The sequence below is a fragment of the Helicobacter sp. CaF467b genome (assembly GCF_022664765.1).
In the GTDB taxonomy this organism is placed as follows: Bacteria; Campylobacterota; Campylobacteria; order Campylobacterales; family Helicobacteraceae; genus Helicobacter_D; species Helicobacter_D colisuis.
On record NZ_JALAIY010000001.1, the window covers coordinates 22859 to 48753 of the forward strand.

Sequence of the window (25895 nt, forward strand, 5' to 3'; positions counted from 1 at the left end):
ATAACGATAATGAAAGACTTGATAATTTCTGAAATTGATTCTTTGCCACCCTTGCCTCAGACAATATCGGAGTTACAAAAAGCTTGTTTGCGAGAAGATGTTAGCATAAGAGAGATAGCAAATATTATTGAAAGCGATCCTCTTTTGACTGCTAATATTATTAAAACTGCAAATTCTCCGTTATTTGGTTATTCAAGAACCATTAATTCAGTCTCACAAGCGGTGATGCTTTTTGGTGTTTATACGGCTAAGGGACTAGCAATTGCAAGTGCAATAAAGTCGCAATTAGAGATGGATTTAAGTCCTTATGGATTGAGTGTAGCTGATTTTATAAAAGCTTCTAACTTAAAGGGAATATTTTTGGCAAAATGGCATCAATCTAAAAATCCCATATTGCATTCCTTAATTTCTTGTGCGCTGATTATCCATGTTGGAATGGTTATTTTAGCTAATGTTTTAAGAAGCACAAATAAAGAAAAAGACTTTGAAAAAAAGCTTAAGAGTATGTCCCTTATTGAAGCAGAAAGATCGGTTTTGCAGATGGATCAAATTGAAATTTTAGAAATGCTTTTTGAGCATTGGCATTTTGAAGAAACAATGGTGCAAATTGTGCATTATTTGGGCAAACCAGAGTTGCCAAAAGAATTAGAATGTTATATTTATCCCTTGCGTGTGGTAAATTTTTTAATTAATCCTTATAGCATTGCAAGCAAGGAACAGATTCAAGAGGCACTTAAGTATGTTTCTCTTTATGGTTTAGATGAAGAGGGTTTTAAAAGGGCTTTGTTGGAAATGGGGTTTGTAGAAAATTTGAGTGAGATTGAATGACTGAATTTGTCCGACTTATAGAAGTAGGAATCCCACTAAATTTGGAGATAGCACCTGAATTTAAAAAAATAATAAGCCTATTGCAACAATATGGAGCAATAGAGAAAAAACAAGCACGTTATTTTTTAGGTAAAAAATTCCAAATTGGTAGATTTGAACCCACTAAAAAAGGATATGGCTTTGTGTGTAGCCTTTTTAATTCTCACCAAAAAGATTGGCTTATAGAGAAGAATCACACACAAAGAGCACAAAAAGGTGATATTGTCCTTGCAAAAAATATTACTAAGGCTAGATTGGGCAAGACTAAAGCCAAAATTTTACAAGTTTTGCAACATAGAACACAAAATGTAGTGTGCTATTTGGAAAAATACAAACTTGATTGTATTGCGATTTCTATCCCTAATGAAGTAGCATATAAAATCAAAGCTTCTCAAAAATCCCTAAAGGCACTCCCCAGTCAAACTATTTTGAAATTAAATCCACAAAATGGAGAGGTTTTGGAGATTTTAGGCACTTTGGATGATCCCAAAATTGATGAGATTATTGCCCTTAATCTCTACAACAAACGAGAAGCCTTTAGTCTCCAAGCCGAACTCCAAGCGCAAAGCTTTAAAGAAGTGCAAATTAGCCACTTTAAAGAGCGTGAGAATCTTACACATTTGCCTTTTTGTGCGATCGATCCAGTTGGCGCTAAGGATCACGACGATGCAATTTTTTATGATCAAGATAATGCGATGCTTTATGTCGGGATTGCGGATGTTAGCCATTATGTAACGCCTAATTCCCCTTTAGATGGGGAAGCAAAAAGTCGTGGATTTAGTATTTATTTTCCACATAAATCTATCCCAATGTTACCGCGCACTTTGAGTGAAAATCTTTGTTCTCTAAAAGAGGGCAAAAATCGCTTAGCAATGGTATGGAAGATTCGGCTTCATAAACGCACTAAGGTGGTATTAAATAGTGAGCTTTTTGCAGCAATTATCAAAGTCAAGCAAAAATTAAATTATGAAGAAGTGGATGCCTTTTTTGAAACTCAAAAAAGCGCTACTATTAAAAAGCCTTTGCAAACAATGCTTTTATCCTTGAAAGAATTAACTCAAAAATTGCGCAAGAATCGTTTGAAATATGGGTTTGATTTCACAGGAGATGGGGTGGAGCTAGAGCTAGATAAAAATTTAGAACTTAGGGCGCTGTCTTTTGAATCTCAAACACTTTCTCATCAATTAATTGAAGAGTGTATGTTGCTTGCTAATGTGGAGAGCGCTAAGCTATTAGAGCAAAAAAATGCTCAAAATGACAATCATTTAAAGCTAGGAATCTATCGAATCCATCCTCAACCTAAAATGGAAAAATTAAATGAGTTATTTGGAGAATTGCGGCTTTTAGGAATTTGGAGAGACAAGGCAATCCCTAAAACAAAAATGGCTTTGCATAAGGCGATTTTGGAGATTCAAAGCATTGCTAAAAGAGCAAAAATACAAAGGGAAGTGGATAAGCTTATTGTTAAATCTATGCAACAAGCTAGTTATGCTAGTCATAATGTAGGGCATTTTGGGTTAGGATTTGAGGCTTATAGCCATTTTACTTCTCCGATTCGAAGATATAGCGATTTGATTTTGCACCGAATCTTAAAAGACAAAGTTGCACTCAATGAAAATAAGCAATACAAAGATTCTTTGCCTATTTTATGCGATCAATTAAGTTTGCAAGAGCGTGAAGTGGCACAAATAGAGCTGGATTTTCAAGATAGAAAATTTGCGCGTTATCTCTCCAAGCATTTGGGACAAATCTATGATGGAATCATTGTGAGTGAAAAATCACCTTTGATTGTAGCTTTGAGCGATTTTCCTTTAATGGGTGCTAGGGTGATAACTCTAAATGGTCAAGGCGTGAAATACCAAAAAGCACGGATTCAGATTTTGGAAGTGAATCTTGCCACGGCAAAGGTTTATGGTAGAATGGTAAAAATTTTTGCAGAGGGATTTGGGGGTGAAAATTTAAGGATTTCAGAATACATTTCCCAAAAGCGACAAAAACAAGCCATAAAAAATAAAGAATTAGCTAGAAGAGAAGCTTTGAGAATTGCCAAGAAAAATAAGCAAAGAAAACAAAATAAAATCCCAAGAAAAAGAAAGAAAAACAGATAATGTATAAAAGAGAACTTGATTCTAAGCTTGCAAGTAATACCGAGATTCGTGCGATTTTACTCTATGGTGAAGATTCATTTTTGGTTGGGTATTATGGAGAGAAAATAGCCCAAGAGATTCTCAAAAAAGATTGTGAAAAAAACAGCTTTTATTTTAGTGAATTTGATTTTAATAGTGCTATGGTTTGTTTTTCTCAAGGCTCTCTTTTTGGAGGGGAATCGCTTGTTTGGATTAAAGCAGACAAAAAGATTCCCAAAAAACAGCTTGATTTGCTTATTGCAGCTTTGGAAAAAAATGGCAGTGGTTATTTAATTTTAGAGTTTTATCAAGCAGAAAATAAAAGTGCTGCGGAATATTCGCTAGATTGCAAGGCATTAGCGGGAAGTTTTAAGGGTAAAAATATCTATGAAGCACGATTTTTTAGTCTTAATGCAGGCGAATCTTTTGGGATTTTGCGTGAATACGCCAATGGTTTTGGGCTAAAAATTTCGGATTTTTCTTTGAGAAAGATTTTGGAGCAGCAAAATTATGATTTGGGGCTTAGCGTTGCAGAATTGAGAAAATACACCATTTTTGATTCAGAGATTAATGCAGAAAATATTGAGAATCTAGGTTATAGCTTGGGCAGTGTTGATTATGAAGAAATTTTGGAATTGATTTTTGATAGGAAACCTTATAATAATCTATTAGAAAAGTTTTTGGAGCAGGGATTTGAAGAGATTCCGCTCATTGCAGAAATACAGAAATATTTCTTTCAACTTTTTTTATTTTCAAGTCATATTAAGCTTTATGGAAATGCAACTTCTGAAGAGGTTTTGGGCTATAAACTTCCTGTAAATCTACTAGAAAAGAAAAAAAGAAGAGCCATACAAATAGGACAAGAAAGGTTTTTAAAAATATTTTGTGTGTTAAATCGGTGGCATGAAGATTCAATAGGGGGAATTACAAAGGGAAATGGATTTTTACGCACTTTAATTAAAATTCAAGCTATTTTAGAATAAAATTTTAGGCTTTACATTTTACTTGTAAAAAATCCTTGCTCTTTTTAGCAAAAAGGGCAGAATCCATAAGGAGAAAAAATGCGTTTTTATGAAACTATGTTTGTGGTAAAACCCACTTTGACACAAGAAGAAATCACACAAAAAATTGATTTTTATAAAGCAGCGATTCTTAACAATGGCGGAGAAATTAGCGCTACATTGGATATGGGAATGCGAAATCTTGCTTATGAAATCAAGAAAAATAAACGAGGGTATTACTTTGTAATTTATTTCAAAGCTGAACCAAAACTCGTTTTAGAATTAGAGCGTTTGTATCGCATTAATGAAGACATTTTGCGTTTTATCGTGATTAAATACGATAGCAAAAAAGAACAAAAAGCATGGGAAGTCTTGGTAGATAGAGCTATTCACAATAAAAAAGCGACACCATTAAAAGAAGCACGCGAAGCTAAGGAAACAGCCCCAAAAGAAGAGGCAAAGAGCGAGGAAGCTTCTCAAGAATCTTAAGGAATTGCAATGTTTAACAAAGTCATTTTAGTAGGAAATCTTACGCGTGATGTAGAGTTGCGTTATCTGCCAAGTGGTGCAGCATTAGCAAGGTTGGGTTTGGCAACAAACCGCCGATACAAAAAGCAAGATGGCACTCAAGCAGAGGAGGTTTGTTATATTGATGCAAATCTCTTTGGTAGGACAGCTGAAGTGGCTAATCAATACCTTAAGAAAGGATCTCAAGTTCTAATTGAAGGTCGTTTGGTGCTTGAGAGTTGGACTGATAATACAGGCACAAAGCGTAGTAAGCATTCTATTGCCGCAGAAAGTATGCAAATGCTAGGGCAAAGACAAAATGCTAATGAGAATGTTGGCTATGGAGAGGGTGGGTATGCTAGTGGTTATGAACAGCAAGAGGCTTATCAAAAACCATCGCCACAAGTTCAAAGACCACAAAAAGAGCCCGATCTCCCAGTGATTGATATTAATGACGATGAAATACCATTTTAAAAGGATAAATTATGGCAGAGAAAAAGAGATACTCTAAAAGATACTGCAGATACACTGAATCAAAAATTGAATTTATTGACTACAAAGATATTGATATGCTTAAGCATTCTTTATCAGAGCGCTACAAAATTATGCCACGCCGTTTAACTGGAAACTCTAAAAAATGGCAAGAGCGCGTAGAAGTTGCTATCAAAAGAGCAAGACAAATGGCGCTTATTCCTTACATTGTAGATAGAAAAAGAGTGGTTGAAAACCCTTTTAAAATTTGAAGCAATCTTTTGGATTCCACCTTGGAATCCTTGCTTAATCTTAGCAAATTTTATAGGTTTTTGGGTGTTTGCGAGTGTTTGTCTAAATGCTTTGAATACTGATTAATTGCGTTGCAAAAATAGATTTTTAAGAATTATTTTTAGGATTGTTATTTTAATTTAGCTAGAATCTTGATTCTTAAAAATATGAGTTTGCAATAAAATGATGTAAGTCTTTTACTATCAATTTAATAATATTAAATGCCTAGACTTTGTGTGTTTGGGAAATTAAGTTTGGAGTTTGGCAGATGTTTAAAAAAACAATGTCTTTTTCAGTTATATTGGTATCAGTGGTGATTTTTACTGCATTGATTGTGGCTTCAAATTATCTTGTGCAATTCCCTGTCAATAACTTTTTTACTTATGGCGCTATAACTTATCCTTTTACTTTTTTGTTGGCAGATATTTTAGCAGAAAGATACCATAGAGATGAGGTTTTAAAGGTGGTTAGAATCGGTATTTTTTGTGCCTTTATCCCTTCAATGTTTTTGGCTGAATTCCGGATTGCCCTTGCAAGTGTGAGTGCTTTTTTCTTTTCGCAACAAGCAGATGTTTATGTCTTTTATTGGTTAAAATCAAAGTTTCCTCGTTTGTGGTGGCTAAGAAGTGTCGGAAGCACTGCATTCTCGCAGTTTGTTGATACGATGATTTTTTTTCACATTGCCTTTTTATTTGTTATGCCTTGGCAAAATGTCCTTATGCTAGTCTTTGGAGATTATTTGATTAAATTCTGTCTTGGGCTTTTAAATACGCCATTTTTCTATCTCTTTGCCATTAGATTGCAAAAGTTCCTAGGGGTATTTAGATGAAACAAAAGGTTGTGTTTTTTGATCGAGATGATGTCGTAAATCTTGAAGATGCTCCTTATGGCTATGAGATTGAAAAGTTTTATTTCGCTCCCTTTTTTATGGAGCTTTTTTTGGAGCTAAAAAAACAAGATTCCTTGTGTTTTTTGGTAACTAATCAATCAGGTATTCATCGTGGAATATTCACACAAAAAGACTTTGAAACTTTAAGCGCTTTTATGCAAAACTGCATTGTTTCTTGCCTTATGATTCCACTGCGTCAAAGCGGTTTTGTGCCTAAAAATATTGGTTTTGATGGCATTTATTTTTGTCCGCATACCAAGGAAGAAAATTGTATTTGTCGCAAGCCTAAGCCTCAAATGTTGCTTCAAGCTTGTGCGGATTTTGGATTGGATTTATCACAATATGATAGCTATATTTTGGGCGACAAAGATACAGATATGATAGCAGGGCTTGAAGCTGGAGTGCAAACGCGAATTTTGGTTGGGGAAAACCAAGCTTTACATGCGACACATAGGGTTTCAAATCTTAAAGAAGCTTTGAAACTATTTCAAGCAATCAATAAACATAATTAAATAACTATGCTCTACAATTTAAGCATTTTTAAAACAAAAATTGCCAAGAAGAGTTGATTAAAGATTCCTTTTAGTAGCTTTTTTATATACTTTAAAGTTTAATTTTAAACATTAAAGGAGATAATATGGCTGTTAAGATTACTGATATTTGTATCGCCTGTGGTGCTTGTATTGATGAATGTCCAGTAGAAGCAATTGTAGATGATGATGATAGCCCAAATAACGATGGTTGCTATTTTGTTTATAATAATAAATGTGTAGAGTGTGTAGGACACAATGATGAGCCTGCCTGTGCTTCTGCCTGTCCAACAGAAGGCTGTATCGTTTGGGATGCGGTGGTAGATTCTCAACCACACAGAGATGATATTGGTGAGGATAAAAGAACTGCCCATATCCCAGTAGTGGAATAACTAGCCCTTGGCTAGTGCCACTCTCTTTTTATTTGATTCTTTTTGGTTTTTGAACTCTTTTTTGATGAGTGTTTTTTAAGCTTATTTTTATTCTTTGGTTTTGATAGTGCGTATTTTATCAAGCCATTCTTTTAGTGTTTTCTCAAAGCCTTTGGGTTGCCATTTAACAAACTCTAAATTTTTAAGTAGGTATTTTTGTTTCACCCAGCCCCCAAAATTATGCGGATATAAATAATTTTTGTGTAATTGTTGTATATGTTCTGGAATAGGCTCATTGGGGTTTTTGCGGACATATTCTAAGGCAGCATTAATGGCTTCATAAGAAGTGTTGGATTTGGGTGAAGCACAGAGATAAATTGCGCATTGACTTAAAATGATTCTTGCTTCTGGATAACCAATCTTGGCAACGCTTTGTAGGGTTGAATTGGCAAGATTTAAGGCATTTGGGTTAGCATTGCCAATATCTTCACTGGCTAAAATTACAAGTCGTCTTGCGATAAATTCAGGATTTTCGCCCCCTTCAATTAGTCTTGCTAGGTAATAAATAGCAGCATTTTCATCACTTCCACGAATGCTTTTTATCATAGCTGAAATAAGATTGTAATGTGTATCAGAATCGCTAGCGCTACTATTTAGTGAATGAGGACGAATGGATTTTAAAAGCTCAAGAGTGAGTGGCATTTTAGTGCTTAAGGCACAATCAAGTAGATTTAGCATTGCCCTTGCATCGCCACCGCTAGTGCCAATTAAAAAGTCTTTAATAGAATCTTCTAGGGAGTATTCTTCTAGAATCTGCGCTAATTCCTCTTTACTTAGGCGATAAAATTCAAATACAAAAGATCGCGATCGAATCGCATTAATCAGCGAAAAAAAGGGATTTTCCATAGAAGCCCCTAAGATTAAAGCTTGGTGATTTTCCATAATGGGCAAAAGCAGTTCTTGTTGGGCTTTGTTTAATCTATGGACTTCGTCAATAAAAATAAGAGGTTTTTGCAGAGTATTTTGGTGCTGTTTTAGAATATTACGCAAATCTTCACTTTTAAAACTTGTGGCATTAAGACTATAAAAGGGATAATCAAGTTCATTGGCAATCAGTCTTGCAGCAGTTGTTTTGCCACTTCCTGGGGGACCAAAAAAGAAGCTGTGTGGAATCTCGCCACTTTTTAATAATCGCATAAAAGGAGAGTTTTCTCCAAAAATATGCTTTTGTCCAATAAATTGTTGGAAGTTTTTAGGTCTTTTATTGTATGCTAACTCTTTCATTATCTTCTCTTTAAGGCTTTATGATGGCAAGATTTGCACCTATTATTTTAGCATTATTTGCAGCTTTTATGGTTTTGTTTATGATGTATGGAGTAGGAAATCCAGTTTTTTGAGTTTTTGGCACCTTTATAAGGTGTTGAATGAATTAAAAAGAATCATATAAGCCCTTGAGATTGTGATTGGTGGTGATTTTGTGGGTAAGATTAATGGGCTTGATTGTGAGCACATTTTCAAGTTTTAAGGGTGGAGTGGATTCTAGTTTGGTAAAGATTATGGAATCCCGTGTGTGTTTTTGGGTAAGTTTGAAAGGTTTGAATCCTGCTAAAAAGGCACTATAAAGCATAGCCGAGTTTTGACTATAAGTTGTTAGAATACAATCTTTTTGGGTGAGCAAAAAAAGAGTTTTAAAATATTCATAAGTCCATAAAAGAGGATTTTTAACGGGACTAAAAGCATCTTGGAAGACTATATCAAAAAAAGATTTTTGAAAGCTTTTTAAAATCTCTCTTGCATCGCCTAAATGCAAAAAAACTTCCAAATTTTTACTTTTATAAAAATGGTTTTGTGTGAGGCTATTAAGAATCTCTAAGTCAAGCTCTTGTGGATAAGTAAGGCTTGAGAGTGATTTTAATAGGCAAGAATCCATTTCGGGGGAGTGGATTTCTAGGGATTGGATACCATAGCTACTAGCATATTTTATTGCACAAAGCGTGTTGTAACCAAGCCCAAAGCAAATATCAAGGATTCTTAGTTTTTGTTTGTTTTTAAAATAGGCAAAACTAGGAAAAATATGCTTGTGTAAGGTTTCTTTTAAAGCACCATCTTTGGTAGAATGATAGTGTTCTTGGAAGGTTTGATTAAAAAGCGTAAAGCTTTTATCGTTAGTTTGAATATTCATTTTGAAATCTTTAGTATAAATTAACACAGAATTTTATACAATTTTGTTATTTTTTGAAACTTTTCAAGCTTAAGGAATAAATGGTGGGATTTGTAGATTTTTTTAAAACTTTTAAAAAGGAAAATCAAGAAAGAGCAACACCTAAAGAAGCTCCAAGTCATTGGATAAAATGTCCTAGTTGTAATGCTTTGATGTATTATAAAGAAGTAATCGCACAATATTATACTTGTCCTAAATGTAATTTTCATATGCGTATTGGATTACAAGATAGAATTGCTTTGATGTGCGATGATGGAAGTTTTGTTGAATATGATAAAGATTTAGCCCCTACAGATCCTTTAGATTTTGTTGATAAAAAAAGCTATAAAAAGCGCATAGAAGAATACCAAAAAAAATGTGGTCGCCCTAGTTCAATTATCAGCGGTGAATGTAGAATTGAAGGGATACCTGCCCAGCTTGTTTTGTTTGATTTTAACTTTATGGGTGGATCTTTGGCTTCTGTGGAGGGAGAAAAGATTGTTAGGGCTATTAATCGCAGTGTGGAAAAAAAGCAGGGGTTGATTATTGTTAGTGCAAGTGGTGGTGCAAGAATGCAAGAATCAACTTATTCTTTAATGCAAATGGCAAAGACTTCGGCGGCTTTAAATATTTTAAGTGAGGCAAAATTGCCTTTTATCTCAATTTTGACAGATCCTACAATGGGTGGAGTTAGTGCGTCTTTTGCCTTTTTGGGCGATATTATTATGGCTGAACCAGGTGCGATGATCGGATTTGCAGGAGCTAGAGTGATTAAACAGACAATTGGTGCGGATTTGCCACAAGGATTCCAAACAGCAGAATTTTTGCTAGAGCATGGACTAATTGATATGATTGTTCAAAGAAGAGAAATGAAACAAAGTATTGCACGAATTTTGAGGTATCTTAACGCAAATGATTAAAGTTTTTGTGTATTATATTGCCAAAACCAAAGATTTAAGTGATAGTTTGTGTGAAGAATTTATTGCCTTGAGTGCAGGGGTTGGCGTAAAAATGGAATTTGTTAATTTGTTTTCAAAGTCTATCAAAGAAGGACAAAAGCAAGACGCAAAAGAAGCACAAAAGTCTTACACTAAAGAGTTTCTTAAAGTCTCAAAAAATCAAGCCTATAAAATCGCACTTTCACCCAATGGGAAAAGCATTGATTCCATAGAGTTTGCTAAGAATCTTGAAAATAAAGGGGAAATAGCATTTTTCATTGGAGGAGCTTATGGGCTAGAGGAGGCTTTTTTGAATCAATGTCAATGTGTGCTTTCGCTCTCGCCATTAACCTTTAGCCATAAGGTTGCAAAGGTTGTTTTAAGTGAGCAGGTTTTTAGAGCTTTTTGTTTAATAAATAATCACCCATATCACAAGTAAAATTGAAGTAAATTTGGAGGATTGAGTGCAGAAAATGGAGTTAGATGCTTTTAGAAAAATTTTAGAAGAAAAAAAGCAGGCGATTTTAGATAACAATTTTGTTCATCAAAAGAGTATGGAAAATTTACGTGGAGTTTCTTTGGATGAGGCAGATGAAGCAGCAATGAGTATGAAAAATACCCTAGATGGCTTGATATTTGAGCGCCACAACGAAGAGCTAGAATATATAGAGAGGGCATTAGAAAAGATAGAAGAAGGTGTATATGGGATTTGTGAAATGTGTGATGAACCGATTGGGATTCAAAGACTTAGGGCAAAGCCACATGCAAGGTATTGTATCGTGTGTCGTGAAATTATAGAAAAAGACTTAAAGGGTAAAAAATGAAATTTAAATATTATATTGGTGTTTTGTTTGTTTTTATTGTTTTGCTTGGATTGTATGTCTATACGCTAACTGGGGAAAGTTACACCTATCAAATACCTTTTAGTATTCATAGCATAGCGCTTCCTGTTGCAGTTTGGATTATTATTCCCGTGGTGATATTTTTCATTGTGGTAGCATTTTTAGAAGTTGGCGGTGCTTATCGCATGTGGAGAAAAAGAACAAAGTATAAAAATGATTACAAGATTCTTTTGGCACAAATTGAAAATCAGCTTTTAAGCAGAGAGGTTCCTTTCAAACAGCCCACAATGAATCGTTATAAAAAACTTGCTATTTTGTTGAATAATCTAACTTTTGATATTAAAGAGGGTGCTCCTATTAAAAGCGGAGAGGTAAAGTTGGATGAAATTATTGAGACTTTGGGAGATTTAAAAAGGGGCGAATATGTTAATCTTAAGAAATTCTCTCCTGGGGAGAAATGCCCCTTTTTGAAGCAAAATATTCTTAATGAGATACGCAGTGATGAGAAATTTGCTATGGAAGTTTTAAGGAGACAAAGCTACAGCAATGAGTTTAAGCAAGAGGCTTTGAGAAAGCTTTTAGAGACAGGTGAATTTAAAGATGTTCGGAGATTTGTAGGGGAGGTAAAATTCAATAAAGATTTGGCGGGTGTTGTGCTTGGAATGTGTTATGCGCAAAAAATGAATTTCAGCGATGAGGAAGTTTCAAAGCTTTGTATAGATGTGGGTTATTCTAAAGAGGATTATTTGCATTTAGCACAAAAAATGAAAGAATGCTATGAACCTGCTAAATGGTTAGAACTATTTGAGTTTTTGGCTAACAAAGATGAAAATGCAGAATTGGCTTATTTTTATGTTTTATTAGAACTTGAAATGATTGATGAAGCCAAGGAGCGATTAAATTCTCATCCGCAAAATGAGCTTTTGAAGATTCGTGCTTATTTGGATTTGAAAGATTTGGGTAAAAAATATCCACTAGAGCTATTTTTGTTAGATAAGTAATGATTATAATGGGGAGTGATTAAGGGAGTGGTACGCCCAGAGGGAGTCGAACCCCCAACCCTCAGATCCGAAGTCTGATGCTCTATCCAATTGAGCTATGGACGCTAAAGAGAATTATAATCTTACCTTATCTATTTTTAATAAAAACTAAAAAGGATTGAAAATGAAAAAAGTTTTAGTATTTTTATGTTTTATTGCTAGTAGTTTGATGGCAAAGCCAATTATAGCAGTGAGCATTCCGATGCAAGCAGAATTTATAGAAAAGATTGCTGGGGAGGAGTATGATATTAGTGTGCTAGTAGAAAAAGGCACAAATCCACATGATTTTGAACCTAAATTCTCTAGCATTAAAGAGGTGAATGAAGCCATAGCGTATTTTCCTATTGGTGTTGAATTTGAAGATGCTTGGTTAAAGCGATTTTTAGATCAAAATCCAGATATGAAAATTTTCCCTTCCAACGCAGGAATTAAAACGATTAATTTTGCTCACCACCCTAAAGATGAGCACGAACACCACGATTATCACGACCACGGAGAAGATGGTGATACACATATTTGGCTTTCACTCTCTAATGCCAAACAAATTGCTTCAAATATCTATCAAGCCCTAGTGAAGCTTAATCCTAGGGGAGATTATTCTAAAGCTTATGAGGCATTACTAGCACAGATTCAAGGAGCTGATATAAAAATAAAAGCAGCATTGCAAGATGTTCCTAAGCACCAAAAATTTGTTGTTTTTCACCCTATGCTTGGGTATTTTGCAAGAGAATATGATTTAGAGGAAATTTCTATTGAAGTGGAAGGAAAAAGCCCAAAAATGAAAGAGATGGTGCAAGTTATTGATACCATTAAAAAAGAAAAATTACAAATCATCTTTGCTCAACCAGAGTTCTCTACCAAAGCAGCAGAGTTTATTGCTGAAGAATCGGGGGCAAAACTAGGTTACTTCTCGCCCTTAGAAACTCCTTGGGCGGAGAATCTTATCAGATTTGCAGAAACATTAAAAGAGGCTAATAAAAATTAGCCTTAGCTTTGAAATTATAAATCTAAAACATTAAAAACAGGGATAATCTTCTCTAGCTCTTTGGAACCATTTAGGCTTTCTAGATTGATGATAAAGCAGGCTTCTACGCAAGTAGCACCCCCCTTTTGAATGAGATTAGTAGCCGCATAAGCTGTCCCTCCTGTTGCAATGAGATCATCAATGAGTAAAACTTTTGGTGTGCGTTCTAAATTTTCATTTTTGAAAGCATCAATGTGAATTTCTATTTCACTAAAACCATATTCTAGCGAATGTTTTTCAGAAATCGTGGTGTAGGGCAGTTTGCCTTTTTTGCGAATAGGCACAAAGCCAATACCTAGAGAATGTGCCAGTGCCGCCCCAAAGATAAATCCGCGACTTTCAATTCCTGCAATGTAGTCTAAATTGTATTTTTGATAGCGTTTTGTTAAAAAGTCTATTAATAGATTAAAGGCTTCTTTGCTGTTTAATAATGTAGTGATGTCGCGAAAGATGATTCCACGTTGTGGAAAGTTCTTTATTTCGCGAATAGAATCTAAAAGTATATTTTTTTCTTGTTGGGTGAGTTCCACTTTTTCTCCTTATTTATTAGAGTAGAGCTTCAATTTTTTGTTCTAAGTCTTTAATTTTACTTTTGTATTTTTCAGTTTCAACGCGGTATTGAGAGTTGCGCTGCTTGAGCGTTTTAACTTCATTTCTTAAGGCAGTGATTTCATCTGTTAGAATATCAATATTGCCTAAAGCTCTTTGAAGTTGCAATTGGTGTTTGCGTATAAGAATCTCTGCTTCTTGCAAGGTAAGTTTCATTACTGCGCTATTTTTTTCTTCTTTTTGTGCAACACTTTTGTAAAAAAAGGTCTTAACAACCATAAACAAAATAAAAAGAATAAAAGCAGTTAAAAAAAGCCATTGCGCAAATTGTGCCATTATTTTCCTTATTGTAATTTCTCTACTCTTTGGGTGTGTCTGCCACCTTCAAATTCTCCTTTGATGAAGCTTTGCAAGATGCACTCTGCCATACCTAATCCAACCACTCTAGCTCCTAAACAAAGGACATTAGCGTCATTATGTGCTCTAGCCATTGTTGCTCCATAGGGTTCATTGCAAAGTGCGGCACGAATCCCTCTGTGTCTATTAGCAGCAATACTCATTCCAATTCCACTGCCACATATTAAAATCCCAAGACTTTGGGGAGTGGCTAAAACTTCTTGACAAAGCAAATTAGCAAAATCAGGATAATCCACGCGATCATTATTGGCAGGTCCAAGATTGATAATCTCATGCCCCATTTTTTCTAAGAATGGAATGAGTGATTCTTTGAGTTCAAATCCTGCATGATCACTAGCGATAAAAAACTTCATTTTCTCTCCTTATAAAAGCCATTGTAAGATAAGATTAACGGGTGCTGAAATTACTGCAGAAAGCGGAGTGCTTAGAATAAGAATCAAAACAATCATACCCACTATGGGGTGGATTTTATTAAAGATTCTTGAAAAAAAATCACTTTTAAAAATTAAGCCGAGATATGCTAGAGCATTAGAGCCATCTAGGGGTGGAATGGGCAAGAGATTAAAGATAGCCAGAATGATATTATAAATAATGAGCTGCAAAAAGAAAAAGAGAATTAAAGCATAAGGCAATTGAGGATTTGAAAAGTATTCAAAAAATCCACTTAAGATTCCGCCATTAAAAGCATAAAAGAGAAAAGTAGCTAAAAGCGCAAGAGCTAGATTGTATAAGATTCCTGCTAATGAAACTAATAAAGCCGCAAAATATCCGCCTTGATAAATTACCCTATCCATTCTAACAGGCACAGGTTTTGCCCAGCCAAACAAAAAGGGCGCATTAGACAAAAATAGCACGGCAGGAATCAAAATAGAGCCTACCAAATCAACATGCACGATAGGATTTAAGCTTAGTCTTCCAGCTATTTTTGCGGTATTATCGCCGTATTTATAAGCCACATATCCGTGCATAATCTCATGTCCGATGATAGCTAATAAAAGTGCTGCTATCATCAAAGGGATAGTGTAAAGAGAGGGTAGATTAAGCATAATTATTGATTTTCCAGCATTTTCTTTTCTAGCGATTCGATGCTTTTGCCAATTCTATCCCAACGGACATTAAAATTATCATCCCAACTAAAATAAATAAACCAAGGTTTGCCAATCACATAGCTATAAGCCACACTTCCCCAGAATCTAGAATCACTTGAGTTATTGCGATTATCTCCCATCATAAAAAACTCATCTTCGGCAATTTTGGTATAAAAGCCTAATTCATCACTTTCTAAAAATATAGGTTCCATAGCAATTCCTTGCGTATTTTGCAATAGCACAAAAGAATCAACTCCACTTTTGTCATAATGCACTCCGGGGTGCTTTTGGAGATAGGGATCATAAATGAAAGTTTTGCCATTATATTGTAGAGTTTTTGTTGGATTTTGGCTATAAGGATTCTCTTCTTTAAAATGCACCCACAAGCCATCTTTGGTGTAAATTACCTCATCGCCACCTATTGCAACATTTCGTTTTACAAAGTGAATCTTTGGGTCTAAAGGATAGCGGAATATCACAATATCTCCCCTTTTGGGGCGTTCTCCTTCAAATAAATGCCCATTGTTATTAAAATCAGGTAGAATCTTAAATTCAATCCAAGGAATGGTTGGAGTTGGAATACCATAAGCGTATTTTTTGACAAATAAATTATCTCCAATTAGCATTGTATTTAGCATACTTCCACTGGGGATAACAAAAGCTTGTGCAACAAAGAAAATAACAGATAAAACAATAATAATTGTCCCTGTCCAACTATTTACAAAACGATAAATTTTATCGAAAAACTTCATTTTGTCTCTTTTTTCGCTCTAAGTTTGGCCGCTTTGATGGTATTTTGCAAGAGTGAAGCGATTGTCATAGGTCCCACGCCACCTGGGACAGGCGTAATGTAGCTACATTTTGGAGCGACATTGTCATAATCTACATCCCCTACAATTTTGCCATTTTCAAGTCTTGTGATTCCTATATCCACTACAATAGCACCTTCTTTTACCATATCTTGTGTGATGAGATTTGGCTTTCCGACACCTACACATATAATGTCGGCATTTTTGGTATGATTTGCAAGATTTTGTGTGTAAATATGACAAAGAGTGATAGTGGCATTTTTGTTTAAAAAGAGTGCGCCAAGGGGTTTTCCTACGATATTGCTCGCCCCAACAATAACGACATTTTTGCCTTCTATGGGAATCTTGTAATGTTCAAGCAGAGTAATCACTCCCATAGGCGTTGCAGGAATAAAGCCATCAAGATTAGTAAAAACTCTTCCCATATTAAAAGGGTGGAATCCATCAACATCTTTTTTAGGAGAAATGGCTTCTAAAATCGCGGTAGTATTGATATGTTTTGGAAGAGGGAGTTGAACTAAGATTCCATCAATATTTGGATTTTCATTCATCATTGAGATAGTTTGTAGTAGTGCTTCTTCAGTAATGCTCTCTGGCATTTTGTGAGTAGTAGAGTAGATTCCTGTTTGGCTACAAGCTTTGGCTTTCATATTGACGTAGCTTTGTGATGCAGGATCATCTCCAACCAAAATCACGGCTAATCCTGGTGTGATTTGTTGTTTGCTAAGCTCTTGAACTTCTTGCTTGATAGTTTGTTGAATCTCTAAGGCAAGTGCCTTCCCATCTAAAATTTGCATTAATGCCCTTTAAAAAGTTATTTTGATATTATAACAAAAAAGTTTTGATACAAAAGAGTTTTTGTGTTTTTGAGCGAGGTTTGTCAAATTTGAGGCGGTTTGAATTAGGATTGATAATTTGTATTGGTTTAGGCAAAGCGTGTTTATTGGCTGAAGATAGCTTTATTACACAAATTGAATATGGCAAAATGCTTTATGAAAATCCGCGCGGGATTGGCTGTGTGAATTGTCATGGAGAAAGAGGTGAGGGGAGATTGATTGCGTATTATTCCCATAAAAATAAAGACAAAGAACTTAAGGGAGTTAGGATTAATCACCTTGGATTCCAAGAGTTTTTAAGAAGTTTGCAAGAATCAAAAAAGGTAATGCCAAAGTATTATCTAACAAAAAGCGAGATTCAAGCTATTTATAAGTATTTGCAATCAAAAAAAGGAAACAAGGGAAGCTAATGGAAGAAATTTTAGAAAACTATCAAGAGATTTCAAAAAGCTTTGAAGTCTTAAAAAAGCATGACAATGTCGTAACAATTTTTGGGAGCGCTAGAATCAATTCAAGCCATAAAGATTATAAAAAAGTCCAAAAACTTGCTTGCAAGCTTGGAGAAATGGGATATTCAATCATGACAGGGGGTGGTCCTGGCATGATGGAGGCGGCAAATCGCGGATTATTACAAGCTAAGGAGAAAAATCCGCAAGTGGTTTCTATTGGGCTAAATATTCAGCTTCCCCACGAGCAGCATATGAATCCCTATGTGGAAGTGCCTTTGATTTTTGAAAATTTCTTTAGTCGAAAGCTTGTTTTTAGTCATAATTCCACAGCTTTTATTGTCGCAATGGGTGGCTTTGGAACATTAGATGAGTTGAGTGAGGTTTTGGTTCAAATTTCAACCGGAAAGCACAAAAAAATCCCCATTATTTTATATGGTAGAGATTATTGGAAGGGTTTGATTAAGTGGTTTAAGAATCGGCTTTTAAAAGAGGGAATGATTTCTAAAGAAGAGTTGGCGCTTTTGAGTTTTGCTGATTCTCCCAAAGAGGTTTTAAGGATTTTCAAAAAACAAAAAAATGAGTGTCAAGATTCAAGATTGGTATGATTTTGTAAATTGCGTATTTAAATTCCATAAAGGAGAAAATAAGAGAAATGGCAAAAATGCAACTTAAAAAGTCCGAAGTTAAGATTCTAGGGTTAAGCTCACTTGGAGGAATGTTAGAGTTTTATGATTTTATTATTTTTGTTTTTTTCACCAATGTGATTTCTAGTCTCTTTTTTCCTAGCACTTTTAGCCCTTTTTGGGCGGCGATGAATACTTATGGTGCTTTTGCAGCAGGGTATTTTGCAAGACCATTGGGTGGGATTATTATGGCACATTTTGGAGATAAAAGTGGGCGTAAAAAGATGTTTATGCTCTCCATTTTGCTTATGGTGATTCCAACTTTTGTGCTTGGGCTTATGCCAACTTTTGAGAGTATTGGTTATGTGGCTCCTATTGTTTTGTTGATTGTAAGAATTTTACAGGGAATTGCTATTGGTGGCGAACTCCCTGGTGCATGGGTTTTTGTCTATGAGCATAGTAATCAGCATTCTTTGGGATTTCATTTGGGTATTTTTACTAGTGCGGTTGTTTCTGGTATCTTGCTTGGTAGCATTGTTACTTTAGCAGTTAATATGAGTTTTACTCAAGAAGAGATTAAAGAATATGCGTGGCGGATACCTTTTGTCCTTGGAGGAATTTTTGGGATTATTTCGTTATTTTTACGCAAATTTTTAAATGAAACTCCGGTATTTCAAGAAATTTTGGCTTTAAAGCAAACACAAAATTTTCCCATTAAAGAAGTTTTTAAAACTTCGCAATTGGGAGCTGTAAAATCTTTTTTTAGCACTTGGATTTTAACAGGATGTGTTGTTATATCCGTGCTTTTAACGCCAAATCTTTTAAGTAAGGTGTTTGAGCTCTCTCCTATTTCAAAGGTAGTGTATCAAGTTATTGCCATATTTTTTCTAGCTTCAGGCAATGTTTTTGCAGGAGTGTTAAGTGATAGGATTGGAATTAAAAATGCAAGTGCGATATTTGGTGTGGCGCTAGTGGGATTTGCTTTGTGTTTTTATTATATGCTTGGCTATGGAAAGGGGTTGGCGCAATATTTTGATGTGATATTGCTTGTGTATTATCTTATGGCTTTTAGTGCTGGATTAATGGTTTTTACGCCTATTGTTATGGTGCAGAGCTTTCCTGCGATGATTCGGTATAGTGGCATTTCTTTTGCCTATAATCTCTCTTACGCGCTTTTTGGCGGTTTAACGCCTATCTTTTTTGCTTGGGCTATGGAAAGCGATTGGATTATAATGCTTGGTGTTTATATGTCGATTTTGGGAATTTTGGCAATTGTAATTGGAAGAGTCCATAGAGGATAGAATTCTAATTGACTCTTTTGGCAAAAAGATTGTATCAAAGAGAAAAAAGTGTGGTTTGTGTGGCTTTTTATCAAAGTCCTGTGGGCAAAATTAAACTTATAAGCAAAGAAGATAAGCTTATTAAATTGGAATTTTTAAATCAAGATGCAAATTTGTTATCCGCAAAGGAAATTTGTGAAAAATGCGATGAGGTTGTTTTGAAGCAAACAAGGGAGTGGCTTGATGAGTATTTTAATGGCAAAAATCCGAGTTTTAAAGCAATTTCACTAAATCCAAATGGAAGTGAGTTTGCTAAAGTGGTGTGGGAGTTGCTTTTAAAGATTCCTTATGGAAAGGTTTGCACTTATGGTGAGTTAGCAAAAGAGATTGCAAGAATTACGCATAAGAATAAAATGTCAGCTCAAGCAATAGGCGGTGCGCTTAAACGGAATCCCATTCCTATTATTATTCCTTGTCATAGAGTGATTGGGGCTAATGGAAAGCTCACAGGTTATGCTGGAGGAATCAAGAAAAAGATTGCATTATTGGAGTGTGAAAAAGCAGATCTAGTGAATTTATATCATTTTTGAGAAAGATTGAAGAGTTGTTGTATTTATTTTATTGGTGCTATAGAATGGATTTACTAGAATCAGTGTAAGTCAATAAAGATTGCGCTTTATATAAAAATTTGTATAGAAAGATAAAATATTTTTATTATTTTTTTATATTTATTTATAGGTGTATGGCTGTATAATATCTTCGTAAGTTTATAAAAAGGAGGATGATTTGAGCATACATCGTAGAGACTTTTTAAAGGGTGTTGGAATAAGCTCTGTTGCATTAAGCATACCCGGAACTCTTGGGGCTTTTAGCGGCAAGATTGAGGGGGAATCAGAATTTGTGCCAAGTATTTGTGAAATGTGTAGCACACGCTGTCCTATTGAAGCAAGGGTAGATGATGGGAGTAAAGTCTTTATTCAAGGCAATCCTTATTCCATCGCAACAGGTGGCGCAGTTTGTGCTAGGGGCGGTTCTGGTGTAAGTCAGCTTTATGATCCAAATCGCCTTGTTAATCCTATTATGCGTGTAGGAGAGCGTGGAGAGGGTAAATGGAAAGAAGTGAGTTGGGAGGAGGCGTATGATTATATTGCTAAAAAACTTAATGAAATTAAAGAAAAATATGGCGCACATACAGTCGCTTTTGCTTCTAAAACTGGTCCAGAACAAACTTTTTTAAATCAGTTTGCTTATTCCTATGGTAGCCCTAATATTTTTGATCATGGTAACACCTGTCCATCAGGCTATACTACAGCATTAATGAGTGTGTATGGCAATGGTGGAGTAAGCAGGGATTTTGCAAATTGTAAGTTTATGCTAAACTTTGGGCATAATGTTTATGAGGGTATGGTGATTAGCTATGCTAGGGGCATTACAGAAGCTTTAGAAAATGGCTGTAAGTTAGTTTCATTAGATCCTAGATTTTCTATTTTATCTTCCAAAGCAAGCGAGTGGATTCCAATTCGCCCTGGTGGAGATGCAGCCTTTATGATGGCATTTTTGCATACTTTGATTTTTGAGGGGCTCTATGATAAGAAATTTGTAGAAAAATACACTACGGGCTTTGATAAACTAAAAGAAAGCATTAAAGACTACACTCCCGAAAAAATGGCAAAAGAATGTGATATTCCAGCTGATAAAATTATTGCTCTTGCTAGAGAATGCGCTAGTTATGCGCCTCATTGTATGGTGGATTTTGGTCATAGAGCAACTTTCACGCCTGAAGAAATTGAGTTTAGGCGATCTATTGCTATTGCAAATGCTTTGCTTGGCAATATGGAAGTTAAGGGTGGATTGTATTTTCCTAAAGGAGCGGCTTTGTATAATAAGGTCGCAGGAGAGAAAGTAGCACCTATTATCAAAGGCTCGATTCTGCCCAAAATTCCAGAACCAAATCATCCACGAATCGATTTTGTTGATGTTAAAGAGGGAGAATTTAGTAAGATTCCTAAAAATCGTGGTGTTTATAGCAAGATTTATGAATGTATTTTAAGCGAGAATCCTTATGCGCTAAAAGGGGTTTTCATTACGCGTTCTAATCCTGTAATGACGGTTGCAGGAGCAGATTCTGTGGTGGAGGCTATTAAGAAGCTTGATTTGTTTGTGTGTGTGGATGTATATCTTTCAGATGCAGCACAATATGCAGATATTATTCTACCTGAATCAACTTATTTAGAGAGAGATGAGCAATTCTTGGCAAATAATGGAAAGAATCCAGGCTATCAAGTGCGACAAAAAGTTGTCAAAACTATAGGTAATACAAAGCCATCTTGGCAGATTTATTTAGAATTAGCACAAAAAATGGGCTATGGTGAGGCATTCCCTTATAAAGATATTGAAGATTTTAGAATGAAGCAGGGCTATGAGTATCCAGAAGCTATGTTTGAGTTAAAGCAAAAAGGGCTTGTAAGTTATGGGATTCCATTATTAGCAAGAGATCAAGAGAGTATTAAGAAATTTGTAGAGAAATATCCTAATTCTAAAGAATTTTTGGATTCTGATAATGAGTTTGCAGAGTTTTTGAAATGTAAAACTAAAAGCGGAAAAATTGAGCTTTTTGATGAAACACTAGAGAAAGCTTGTAATCGTGGTGGTTTGACTTATAGGAATCCAAATTTAAAAGGCGAAGGTGATTTTTATTTTATACAAGGAAAGACTGCGGTGCATACCAACGGACATACTGCAAATGTCCCTTGGCTTAATACACTAATGAATGACAATGCTGTGTGGATTAACCAAAAAGTGGCTAAAAAAATGAATCTCAAAAAAGGCGATAAGATTAGAATTACTAGCCCATATGGTTCACAAATTGGAAGTGTATTGCCCACCATTGGGATAAGAGAAGACACTATTTTTGCGTATTTTGGATTTGGGCATACAAGCAAACACAATGAAATCTCTTATGGTAAGGGTTTGAGTGCTGGGCATTTGTTAAAAAATACTATTTCGCCAGTAACTGGAAATAATGTGCATACTGTTGGCGTAAAAATTGAAAAAGTTTAGGGGGTAAAAATGGCTAAATATGCAATGATTCACGATTCAGTTAAGTGCATTGGTTGTCAGGGTTGCACCATTGCATGTAGGAGTGAAAATGCAGTTCCTGATGGGTTTTTTAGGCTTAAAGTAAAGATGGATGGACCTCATGGGGTTTTCCCAAACCTTTCTTTTAATTATGTGCGACATTCTTGTGAAATGTGTGAGCATACGCCTTGTGTTACGGTATGTCCAACACATGCTTCATTTATGGATGAAGATGGGATTGTGGATATTGATGCTAATAAATGCGTGGGCTGCTTGTATTGTGTAGTAGCCTGTCCATATAATGCGCGTTATGTTAATCCTAAAACCAATGTGCCTGATAAATGTAATTTTTGCAAACATACGCATTTAAAGCAATATGGAGAGCCTGCTTGTGTGGCAGTTTGTCCGACTGATGCGTTGATTTTTGGAGATTTAGATGATCCAAGTAGTCCAATTTTTAATATTTTATCCACTAAGCCTTTTGTTACAAGCAAACCGCATTTGGGGACAAAGCCAAAATTATTTGTGATTCCTAATAACAAAGGAGGTATTGAGCTATGAATGAGATTTGGGGACCGGAAAATCCGGCTATTGTATGGCATTGGTTGATTGCAGTTTATTTGTTTTTGGCTGGGTTATCAAGTGGAGCAATGATCACAGCTTTAAGTGTTGAGTGGATGAATCCACAAAAAAAGGCTCCTTGGGATGCATTTGAGAGAGCAGGAGTTCTTATTGCTCCTTTGAGTATTATTTTGGGCTTAGGGCTTTTAATTTTTGATTTAACTAAGCCTTTAAATTTTTATCAATTACTGATAACTTATAATTTAAGCTCAGTTATGTCTTTGGGTGTTTTATTGCTTTTATTTTACACTCCACTTTCTGCCATTTATGCTATTATGCGATATAGAGGAACTTTGGAGAGAAGTTTTGTGGGTGGATTAATAAGGGCGTTTAGTGGAATCTTAGATTGGCTTGAATCACATTCGCTTTGGTTTGGGCGCTTGGTGTTTGCTCTAGCTGGTGGAGTAGGTGTTTATACTGGATTCTTGCTTTCTGCAGTGCAGACATTTCCACTTTATAATAGCCCAATTTTGCCAATTTTGTTTCTTGCAAGTGGTTTGTCAAGTGGGATTGCTGCTTGTATTTGCGTGGGATTATTGTTTTTTGAAAAAGAAGTTTCACAAAGCACAACAAAATATCTGCTCACAATGGATTTGCGTGTAATTCCTATTGAATCTTTATTGATTTTTGCGCTTTTTGTGGGATTGTATTTCCAAGGCGGAGAAAAAGCAATAGCAGCAGTTACTGCATTAAGCCTAGGGACTTGGGCGTGGGTATTTTGGGTTGGAGTGATTGGATTTAGTGTTGTGATTCCTAGTGTGATTGCCCTAACGGCGCTCAAAAATCACGCTTATAAAGTGAATTTTATTTTGCTTAATGCTTTTTCAATTATGATTGGTGTTTTTGCTTTGAGAATGTATATTTTATATGCAGGGCAATTGCATTTAGGGGTATTCTAATTCCCCGCGTTTAGCTTAAGTTTTAAGGGTGCTTTGGATTGCCTTGGCGCAATTCCAAGCACTTGCCCAAGCAAAAGCAAGATTATAGCCACCTCTATTTCCTACAATATCTAGCATTTCTCCGATGATATAAAGATTCTTAAATTTTTGGCATTCAAAGCTTGTCGTATTAATTTCTCTAGCACTAACCCCACCGCCACTAACTTCAGCACTATCAAATCCATATAAGCTAGGAGAATCTAAGGTTAAATTTTTTAGTGCATAGAGCGTTTGTTTGATAGTTTTGGTGTTAGTGAGTTGAAGTTTGAGATTTTTAACTAAATGCAAGGCAAGTTTAGGGTGGAGCAAACCGCTTAGTATTTCAGTTGTGTTTTTATTGGGATAAGATTTAATGAGATTTAAAAAAATGTTTTCTAATGATTTTGCGGAAAATGTAGGAAGTAAATCAAGTAAGATTTTTGGATTCTTAGCTTGGTAGAGATAAGATGAAGTATCTAAAACCCCAAAGCCAGAAATACCATAGTTAGTAAAGAGTAAATCATCATAGGTTTGATAAATACTCCTGTTGGCTTCCATTAAAGTAATATTAGCTTTTAGTTTTATTCCGCTTAGGTTTTGGAGTTTGGGTGAATTAATTTTGAGCGGGACTAAGGAGGGATAGGTTGGTAGAATCTCTAAATTAAGGGATTTGACTAACTTCAAACCTTTATCGCTCCCACCAAGTTTAGGCATAGCCTCACTGCCACAAGCTAGAATCACATGTGTAAAAGTATAAGTGTCTTTAGGGCTTTGAAGGCAGTAAGCATCAGCAGTCTGACTGATACTTAGAATCTCTTCTTCTAGTTTTAGAGTAACAGATTCTAAGAGGGGCATAAAAATTTCTAAAACCGATTTAGCGCTACTTGAAATGGGATAAGCTTTACCATTTTCTTTGATTTCTAGAAATAAGCCTATTTTCTCGCAAAAGCGCTTAAAGGCATTAAAGTCAAAGTTTTTAAGAATAGTATGGATTTCTTTTGGAGAGAAGCTGGAGCTTTGGTAGCAAGATGGACTTAAAGATTGATTGTGAATGTTGCAGTGACCATTTCCTGTTGCTAGGAGTTTTTTGCCAATTATTTTATTTTTATCAAAAAGATAAATGGGGATTTTAAGCGGGGCAAGTTGAATTGCACTAAAGATTCCGCTTGCGCCTGCCCCAATGATAGCGATTTTTGGGGTTATTGGAAGCTCCCATAAGACATTAATTTTTGATAGCGAGTTTGAATATAGTCTGTGTCATTTGTGATTTCTTTAAGAGTATTTAAAAAATATTCTTTTATGGCATTAGCAGCACCTTCTTTGTCTCTGTGTGCGCCAATTAGGGGCTCTTTAATAACAGAATCAATAAGCCCTGCACTTTTTAAATCTTCGGGGGTGATTTTAAGCGCTTGTGTGGCATTTTCTATTTTGCTTGGATCATTCCATAAAATTGCCGCACAGCCCTCTGGAGAGATTACGCTAAAGACAGAGTATTCCATCATTGCCAACCTATCGGCTACTCCTATGGCTAAAGCGCCACCACTCCCTCCCTCACCAATAACAATGGCGATGGTTGGGGTTTTAAGTTGGCTAAATTCTTGTAAGTTTTTTGCAATTGCCTCGCTTTGCCCTCTCTCTTCTGCACCGATTCCAGGGTAGGCTCCAGGAGTGTCAATAAACATTAAAAGAGGAATTTGGAATTTTTCTGCCATTTTTGCTGCACGCAATGCCTTTCTGTATCCTTCTGGATTTGGCATTCCAAAGTTTCTTTGGATTTTATTTTTAGTTCCTCTCCCCTTTTCTTCGCCAATGATCATAACTTTTTGTTCTTCGATTTTTCCCAGAAAACAAACAATGGCATTATCATCGCTAAAATGTCTATCGCCATGAATCTCCATGTAATCTTTCAGAATCAAATGGATATAATCCATCGCATAGGGTCTATCAGGATGCCTTGCAAGTTGGAGTTTTTGGTAATCTGAAAGATGAGAATAGACTTTATCGACTTCTTTTTCCAAGTCTTTTTTGAGAATCTCTATGGCGTGCATATCATTTTTCAGTTGAGCAGTTGCAATGTTTTCTTGTAAAGTTTTGATTTTTACTTCAAAGTCTAAATAGGTAGCCACTTGCT

General features: G+C 35.5%; 31 protein-coding genes and 1 tRNA gene. 21 read left to right on the forward strand and 11 right to left on the reverse strand.

All coding sequences use genetic code 11. The annotated features are described in order from the left end of the window. Positions 1-9: 9 nt before the first annotated feature. From MKD52_RS00125 to MKD52_RS00165, 9 genes are all read left to right on the forward strand, one after another. Positions 10-828 carry an HDOD domain-containing protein gene (locus tag MKD52_RS00125; protein WP_242098774.1) on the forward strand — a complete coding sequence of 273 codons (819 nt, stop codon included), beginning with the start codon at positions 10-12 and terminating at the stop codon, positions 826-828. Then, positions 825-2975, forward strand: a complete 2151-nt coding sequence (locus tag MKD52_RS00130; RefSeq protein ID WP_242098776.1) for a ribonuclease R family protein — start codon at positions 825-827, stop codon at positions 2973-2975. The genes MKD52_RS00125 and MKD52_RS00130 overlap by 4 nt, the downstream gene beginning before the upstream one ends. Further along, positions 2975-3976, forward strand: a complete 1002-nt coding sequence (locus tag MKD52_RS00135; protein ID WP_242098778.1) for a DNA polymerase III subunit delta — start codon at positions 2975-2977, stop codon at positions 3974-3976. The genes MKD52_RS00130 and MKD52_RS00135 overlap by 1 nt, the downstream gene beginning before the upstream one ends. 78 nt (positions 3977-4054) lie before the next feature. Beyond that, positions 4055-4483, forward strand: a complete 429-nt coding sequence (gene rpsF, locus MKD52_RS00140) for a 30S ribosomal protein S6 (RefSeq protein WP_112057599.1) — start codon at positions 4055-4057, stop codon at positions 4481-4483. Positions 4484-4492: 9 nt separating this feature from the next. Further along, positions 4493-4975 (forward strand): single-stranded DNA-binding protein, encoded by a 483-nt coding sequence (gene ssb / locus MKD52_RS00145; protein WP_242098786.1) that lies wholly within the window; start codon positions 4493-4495, stop codon positions 4973-4975. Between the two features lie 11 nt (positions 4976-4986). Then, positions 4987-5244, forward strand: coding sequence for a 30S ribosomal protein S18 (gene rpsR / locus MKD52_RS00150; protein ID WP_006656143.1), 258 nt, complete (start codon positions 4987-4989; stop codon positions 5242-5244). Positions 5245-5531: 287 nt separating this feature from the next. Next, positions 5532-6092: a queuosine precursor transporter gene (locus MKD52_RS00155; protein WP_242098788.1), complete on the forward strand. Its 561-nt coding sequence runs from the start codon at positions 5532-5534 to the stop codon at positions 6090-6092. Beyond that, complete coding sequence (locus MKD52_RS00160) at positions 6089-6664, forward strand: HAD-IIIA family hydrolase (RefSeq protein ID WP_242098790.1); 576 nt, start codon at positions 6089-6091, stop codon at positions 6662-6664. Before MKD52_RS00155 ends, MKD52_RS00160 begins: the two co-directional genes overlap by 4 nt. Before the next feature lie 125 nt (positions 6665-6789). Next, entirely contained in the window at positions 6790-7074 is a 285-nt protein-coding gene (locus MKD52_RS00165) for a 4Fe-4S binding protein (RefSeq protein ID WP_242098792.1), read from the forward strand. 87 nt (positions 7075-7161) lie between these two features. On the opposite strand, the gene MKD52_RS00170 is transcribed toward MKD52_RS00165, so the two are convergent. Further along, entirely contained in the window at positions 7162-8337 is a 1176-nt protein-coding gene (locus MKD52_RS00170; RefSeq protein WP_242098795.1) for a replication-associated recombination protein A, read from the reverse strand. A 145-nt stretch (positions 8338-8482) separates the two neighbouring features. After that, positions 8483-9235 carry an MnmC family methyltransferase gene (locus tag MKD52_RS00175; RefSeq protein ID WP_242098797.1) on the reverse strand — a complete coding sequence of 251 codons (753 nt, stop codon included), beginning with the start codon at positions 9233-9235 and terminating at the stop codon, positions 8483-8485. A gap of 83 nt (positions 9236-9318) precedes the next feature. Here MKD52_RS00175 and accD point away from each other — a divergent pair, with 83 nt between their 5' ends. From accD to MKD52_RS00195, 4 genes are read left to right on the forward strand one after another with little or no spacing between them, the layout of a single operon-like run. Then, positions 9319-10173 (forward strand): acetyl-CoA carboxylase, carboxyltransferase subunit beta, encoded by an 855-nt coding sequence (accD, locus tag MKD52_RS00180; RefSeq protein ID WP_242099882.1) that lies wholly within the window; start codon positions 9319-9321, stop codon positions 10171-10173. Next, positions 10166-10630 carry a 23S rRNA (pseudouridine(1915)-N(3))-methyltransferase RlmH gene (locus tag MKD52_RS00185; protein WP_242098799.1) on the forward strand — a complete coding sequence of 155 codons (465 nt, stop codon included), beginning with the start codon at positions 10166-10168 and terminating at the stop codon, positions 10628-10630. Before accD ends, MKD52_RS00185 begins: the two co-directional genes overlap by 8 nt. A 34-nt stretch (positions 10631-10664) precedes the next feature. Further along, positions 10665-11015 (forward strand): RNA polymerase-binding protein DksA, encoded by a 351-nt coding sequence (gene dksA / locus MKD52_RS00190; protein ID WP_112057591.1) that lies wholly within the window; start codon positions 10665-10667, stop codon positions 11013-11015. Beyond that, positions 11012-12034, forward strand: coding sequence for a hypothetical protein (locus MKD52_RS00195; RefSeq protein ID WP_242098800.1), 1023 nt, complete (start codon positions 11012-11014; stop codon positions 12032-12034). The genes dksA and MKD52_RS00195 overlap by 4 nt, the downstream gene beginning before the upstream one ends. A gap of 28 nt (positions 12035-12062) precedes the next feature. Here the strand turns inward: MKD52_RS00195 and MKD52_RS00200 are convergent. Then, a tRNA-Arg gene (locus tag MKD52_RS00200) sits at positions 12063-12139 on the reverse strand. A 58-nt stretch (positions 12140-12197) separates the two neighbouring features. On the opposite strand from MKD52_RS00200, the gene MKD52_RS00205 reads away from it, so the two are divergent. Further along, the gene (locus MKD52_RS00205; RefSeq protein ID WP_242098802.1) at positions 12198-13058 is read left to right on the forward strand and encodes a zinc ABC transporter substrate-binding protein; all 861 of its coding nucleotides are present in this window, start codon (positions 12198-12200) and stop codon (positions 13056-13058) included. 14 nt (positions 13059-13072) lie between these two features. Here the strand turns inward: MKD52_RS00205 and MKD52_RS00210 are convergent, their stop codons facing one another. The 6 genes from MKD52_RS00210 to folD are packed head-to-tail and all read right to left on the reverse strand — an operon-like array spanning position 13073 to position 16757. Beyond that, positions 13073-13627 carry an adenine phosphoribosyltransferase gene (locus tag MKD52_RS00210; protein WP_242098804.1) on the reverse strand — a complete coding sequence of 185 codons (555 nt, stop codon included), beginning with the start codon at positions 13625-13627 and terminating at the stop codon, positions 13073-13075. A 16-nt stretch (positions 13628-13643) separates the two neighbouring features. Beyond that, positions 13644-13982, reverse strand: a complete 339-nt coding sequence (locus tag MKD52_RS00215; protein ID WP_112057587.1) for a hypothetical protein — start codon at positions 13980-13982, stop codon at positions 13644-13646. An 8-nt stretch (positions 13983-13990) separates the two neighbouring features. Continuing rightward, positions 13991-14416, reverse strand: coding sequence for a ribose 5-phosphate isomerase B (rpiB, locus tag MKD52_RS00220; protein ID WP_242098807.1), 426 nt, complete (start codon positions 14414-14416; stop codon positions 13991-13993). Positions 14417-14425: 9 nt separating this feature from the next. Further along, on the reverse strand, positions 14426-15109 hold the full coding sequence (locus tag MKD52_RS00225) for a site-2 protease family protein (protein ID WP_242098809.1): 684 nt from the start codon (positions 15107-15109) through the stop codon (positions 14426-14428). Positions 15110-15111: 2 nt separating this feature from the next. Further along, positions 15112-15903, reverse strand: coding sequence for a signal peptidase I (gene lepB, locus MKD52_RS00230; protein WP_242098811.1), 792 nt, complete (start codon positions 15901-15903; stop codon positions 15112-15114). After that, the gene (folD, locus tag MKD52_RS00235) at positions 15900-16757 is read right to left on the reverse strand and encodes a bifunctional methylenetetrahydrofolate dehydrogenase/methenyltetrahydrofolate cyclohydrolase FolD (RefSeq protein WP_112057583.1); all 858 of its coding nucleotides are present in this window, start codon (positions 16755-16757) and stop codon (positions 15900-15902) included. Before folD ends, lepB begins: the two co-directional genes overlap by 4 nt. 122 nt (positions 16758-16879) lie before the next feature. Here folD and MKD52_RS00240 point away from each other — a divergent pair, with 122 nt between their 5' ends. The 7 genes from MKD52_RS00240 (at position 16880) to nrfD (ending at position 23746) form a co-directional block, all read left to right on the forward strand. Beyond that, entirely contained in the window at positions 16880-17206 is a 327-nt protein-coding gene (locus MKD52_RS00240; protein ID WP_112057687.1) for a c-type cytochrome, read from the forward strand. Beyond that, a complete protein-coding gene (locus MKD52_RS00245) occupies positions 17206-17850 on the forward strand; it encodes a TIGR00730 family Rossman fold protein (protein WP_242098813.1) in 645 nt (214 codons plus the stop codon). Before MKD52_RS00240 ends, MKD52_RS00245 begins: the two co-directional genes overlap by 1 nt. A gap of 47 nt (positions 17851-17897) precedes the next feature. Further along, positions 17898-19169: an MFS transporter gene (locus tag MKD52_RS00250; RefSeq protein ID WP_242098822.1), complete on the forward strand. Its 1272-nt coding sequence runs from the start codon at positions 17898-17900 to the stop codon at positions 19167-19169. An 8-nt stretch (positions 19170-19177) separates the two neighbouring features. After that, positions 19178-19738, forward strand: a complete 561-nt coding sequence (locus MKD52_RS00255) for a methylated-DNA--[protein]-cysteine S-methyltransferase (RefSeq protein ID WP_242098823.1) — start codon at positions 19178-19180, stop codon at positions 19736-19738. A 196-nt stretch (positions 19739-19934) separates the two neighbouring features. Next, on the forward strand, positions 19935-22208 hold the full coding sequence (gene phsA, locus MKD52_RS00260; RefSeq protein WP_242098825.1) for a thiosulfate reductase PhsA: 2274 nt from the start codon (positions 19935-19937) through the stop codon (positions 22206-22208). Between the two features lie 9 nt (positions 22209-22217). Continuing rightward, complete coding sequence (locus tag MKD52_RS00265; RefSeq protein ID WP_242098827.1) at positions 22218-22787, forward strand: 4Fe-4S dicluster domain-containing protein; 570 nt, start codon at positions 22218-22220, stop codon at positions 22785-22787. Continuing rightward, positions 22784-23746 carry an NrfD/PsrC family molybdoenzyme membrane anchor subunit gene (nrfD, locus tag MKD52_RS00270; protein ID WP_242098829.1) on the forward strand — a complete coding sequence of 321 codons (963 nt, stop codon included), beginning with the start codon at positions 22784-22786 and terminating at the stop codon, positions 23744-23746. Before MKD52_RS00265 ends, nrfD begins: the two co-directional genes overlap by 4 nt. A 15-nt stretch (positions 23747-23761) precedes the next feature. On the opposite strand, the gene MKD52_RS00275 is transcribed toward nrfD, so the two are convergent. Both MKD52_RS00275 and accA read right to left on the reverse strand, forming a co-directional pair. Then, on the reverse strand, positions 23762-24991 hold the full coding sequence (locus MKD52_RS00275) for an aminoacetone oxidase family FAD-binding enzyme (RefSeq protein ID WP_347340923.1): 1230 nt from the start codon (positions 24989-24991) through the stop codon (positions 23762-23764). Further along, positions 24964-25890: an acetyl-CoA carboxylase carboxyl transferase subunit alpha gene (accA, locus tag MKD52_RS00280; protein ID WP_242098831.1), complete on the reverse strand. Its 927-nt coding sequence runs from the start codon at positions 25888-25890 to the stop codon at positions 24964-24966. The genes MKD52_RS00275 and accA overlap by 28 nt, the downstream gene beginning before the upstream one ends. Positions 25891-25895: the final 5 nt, after the last annotated feature.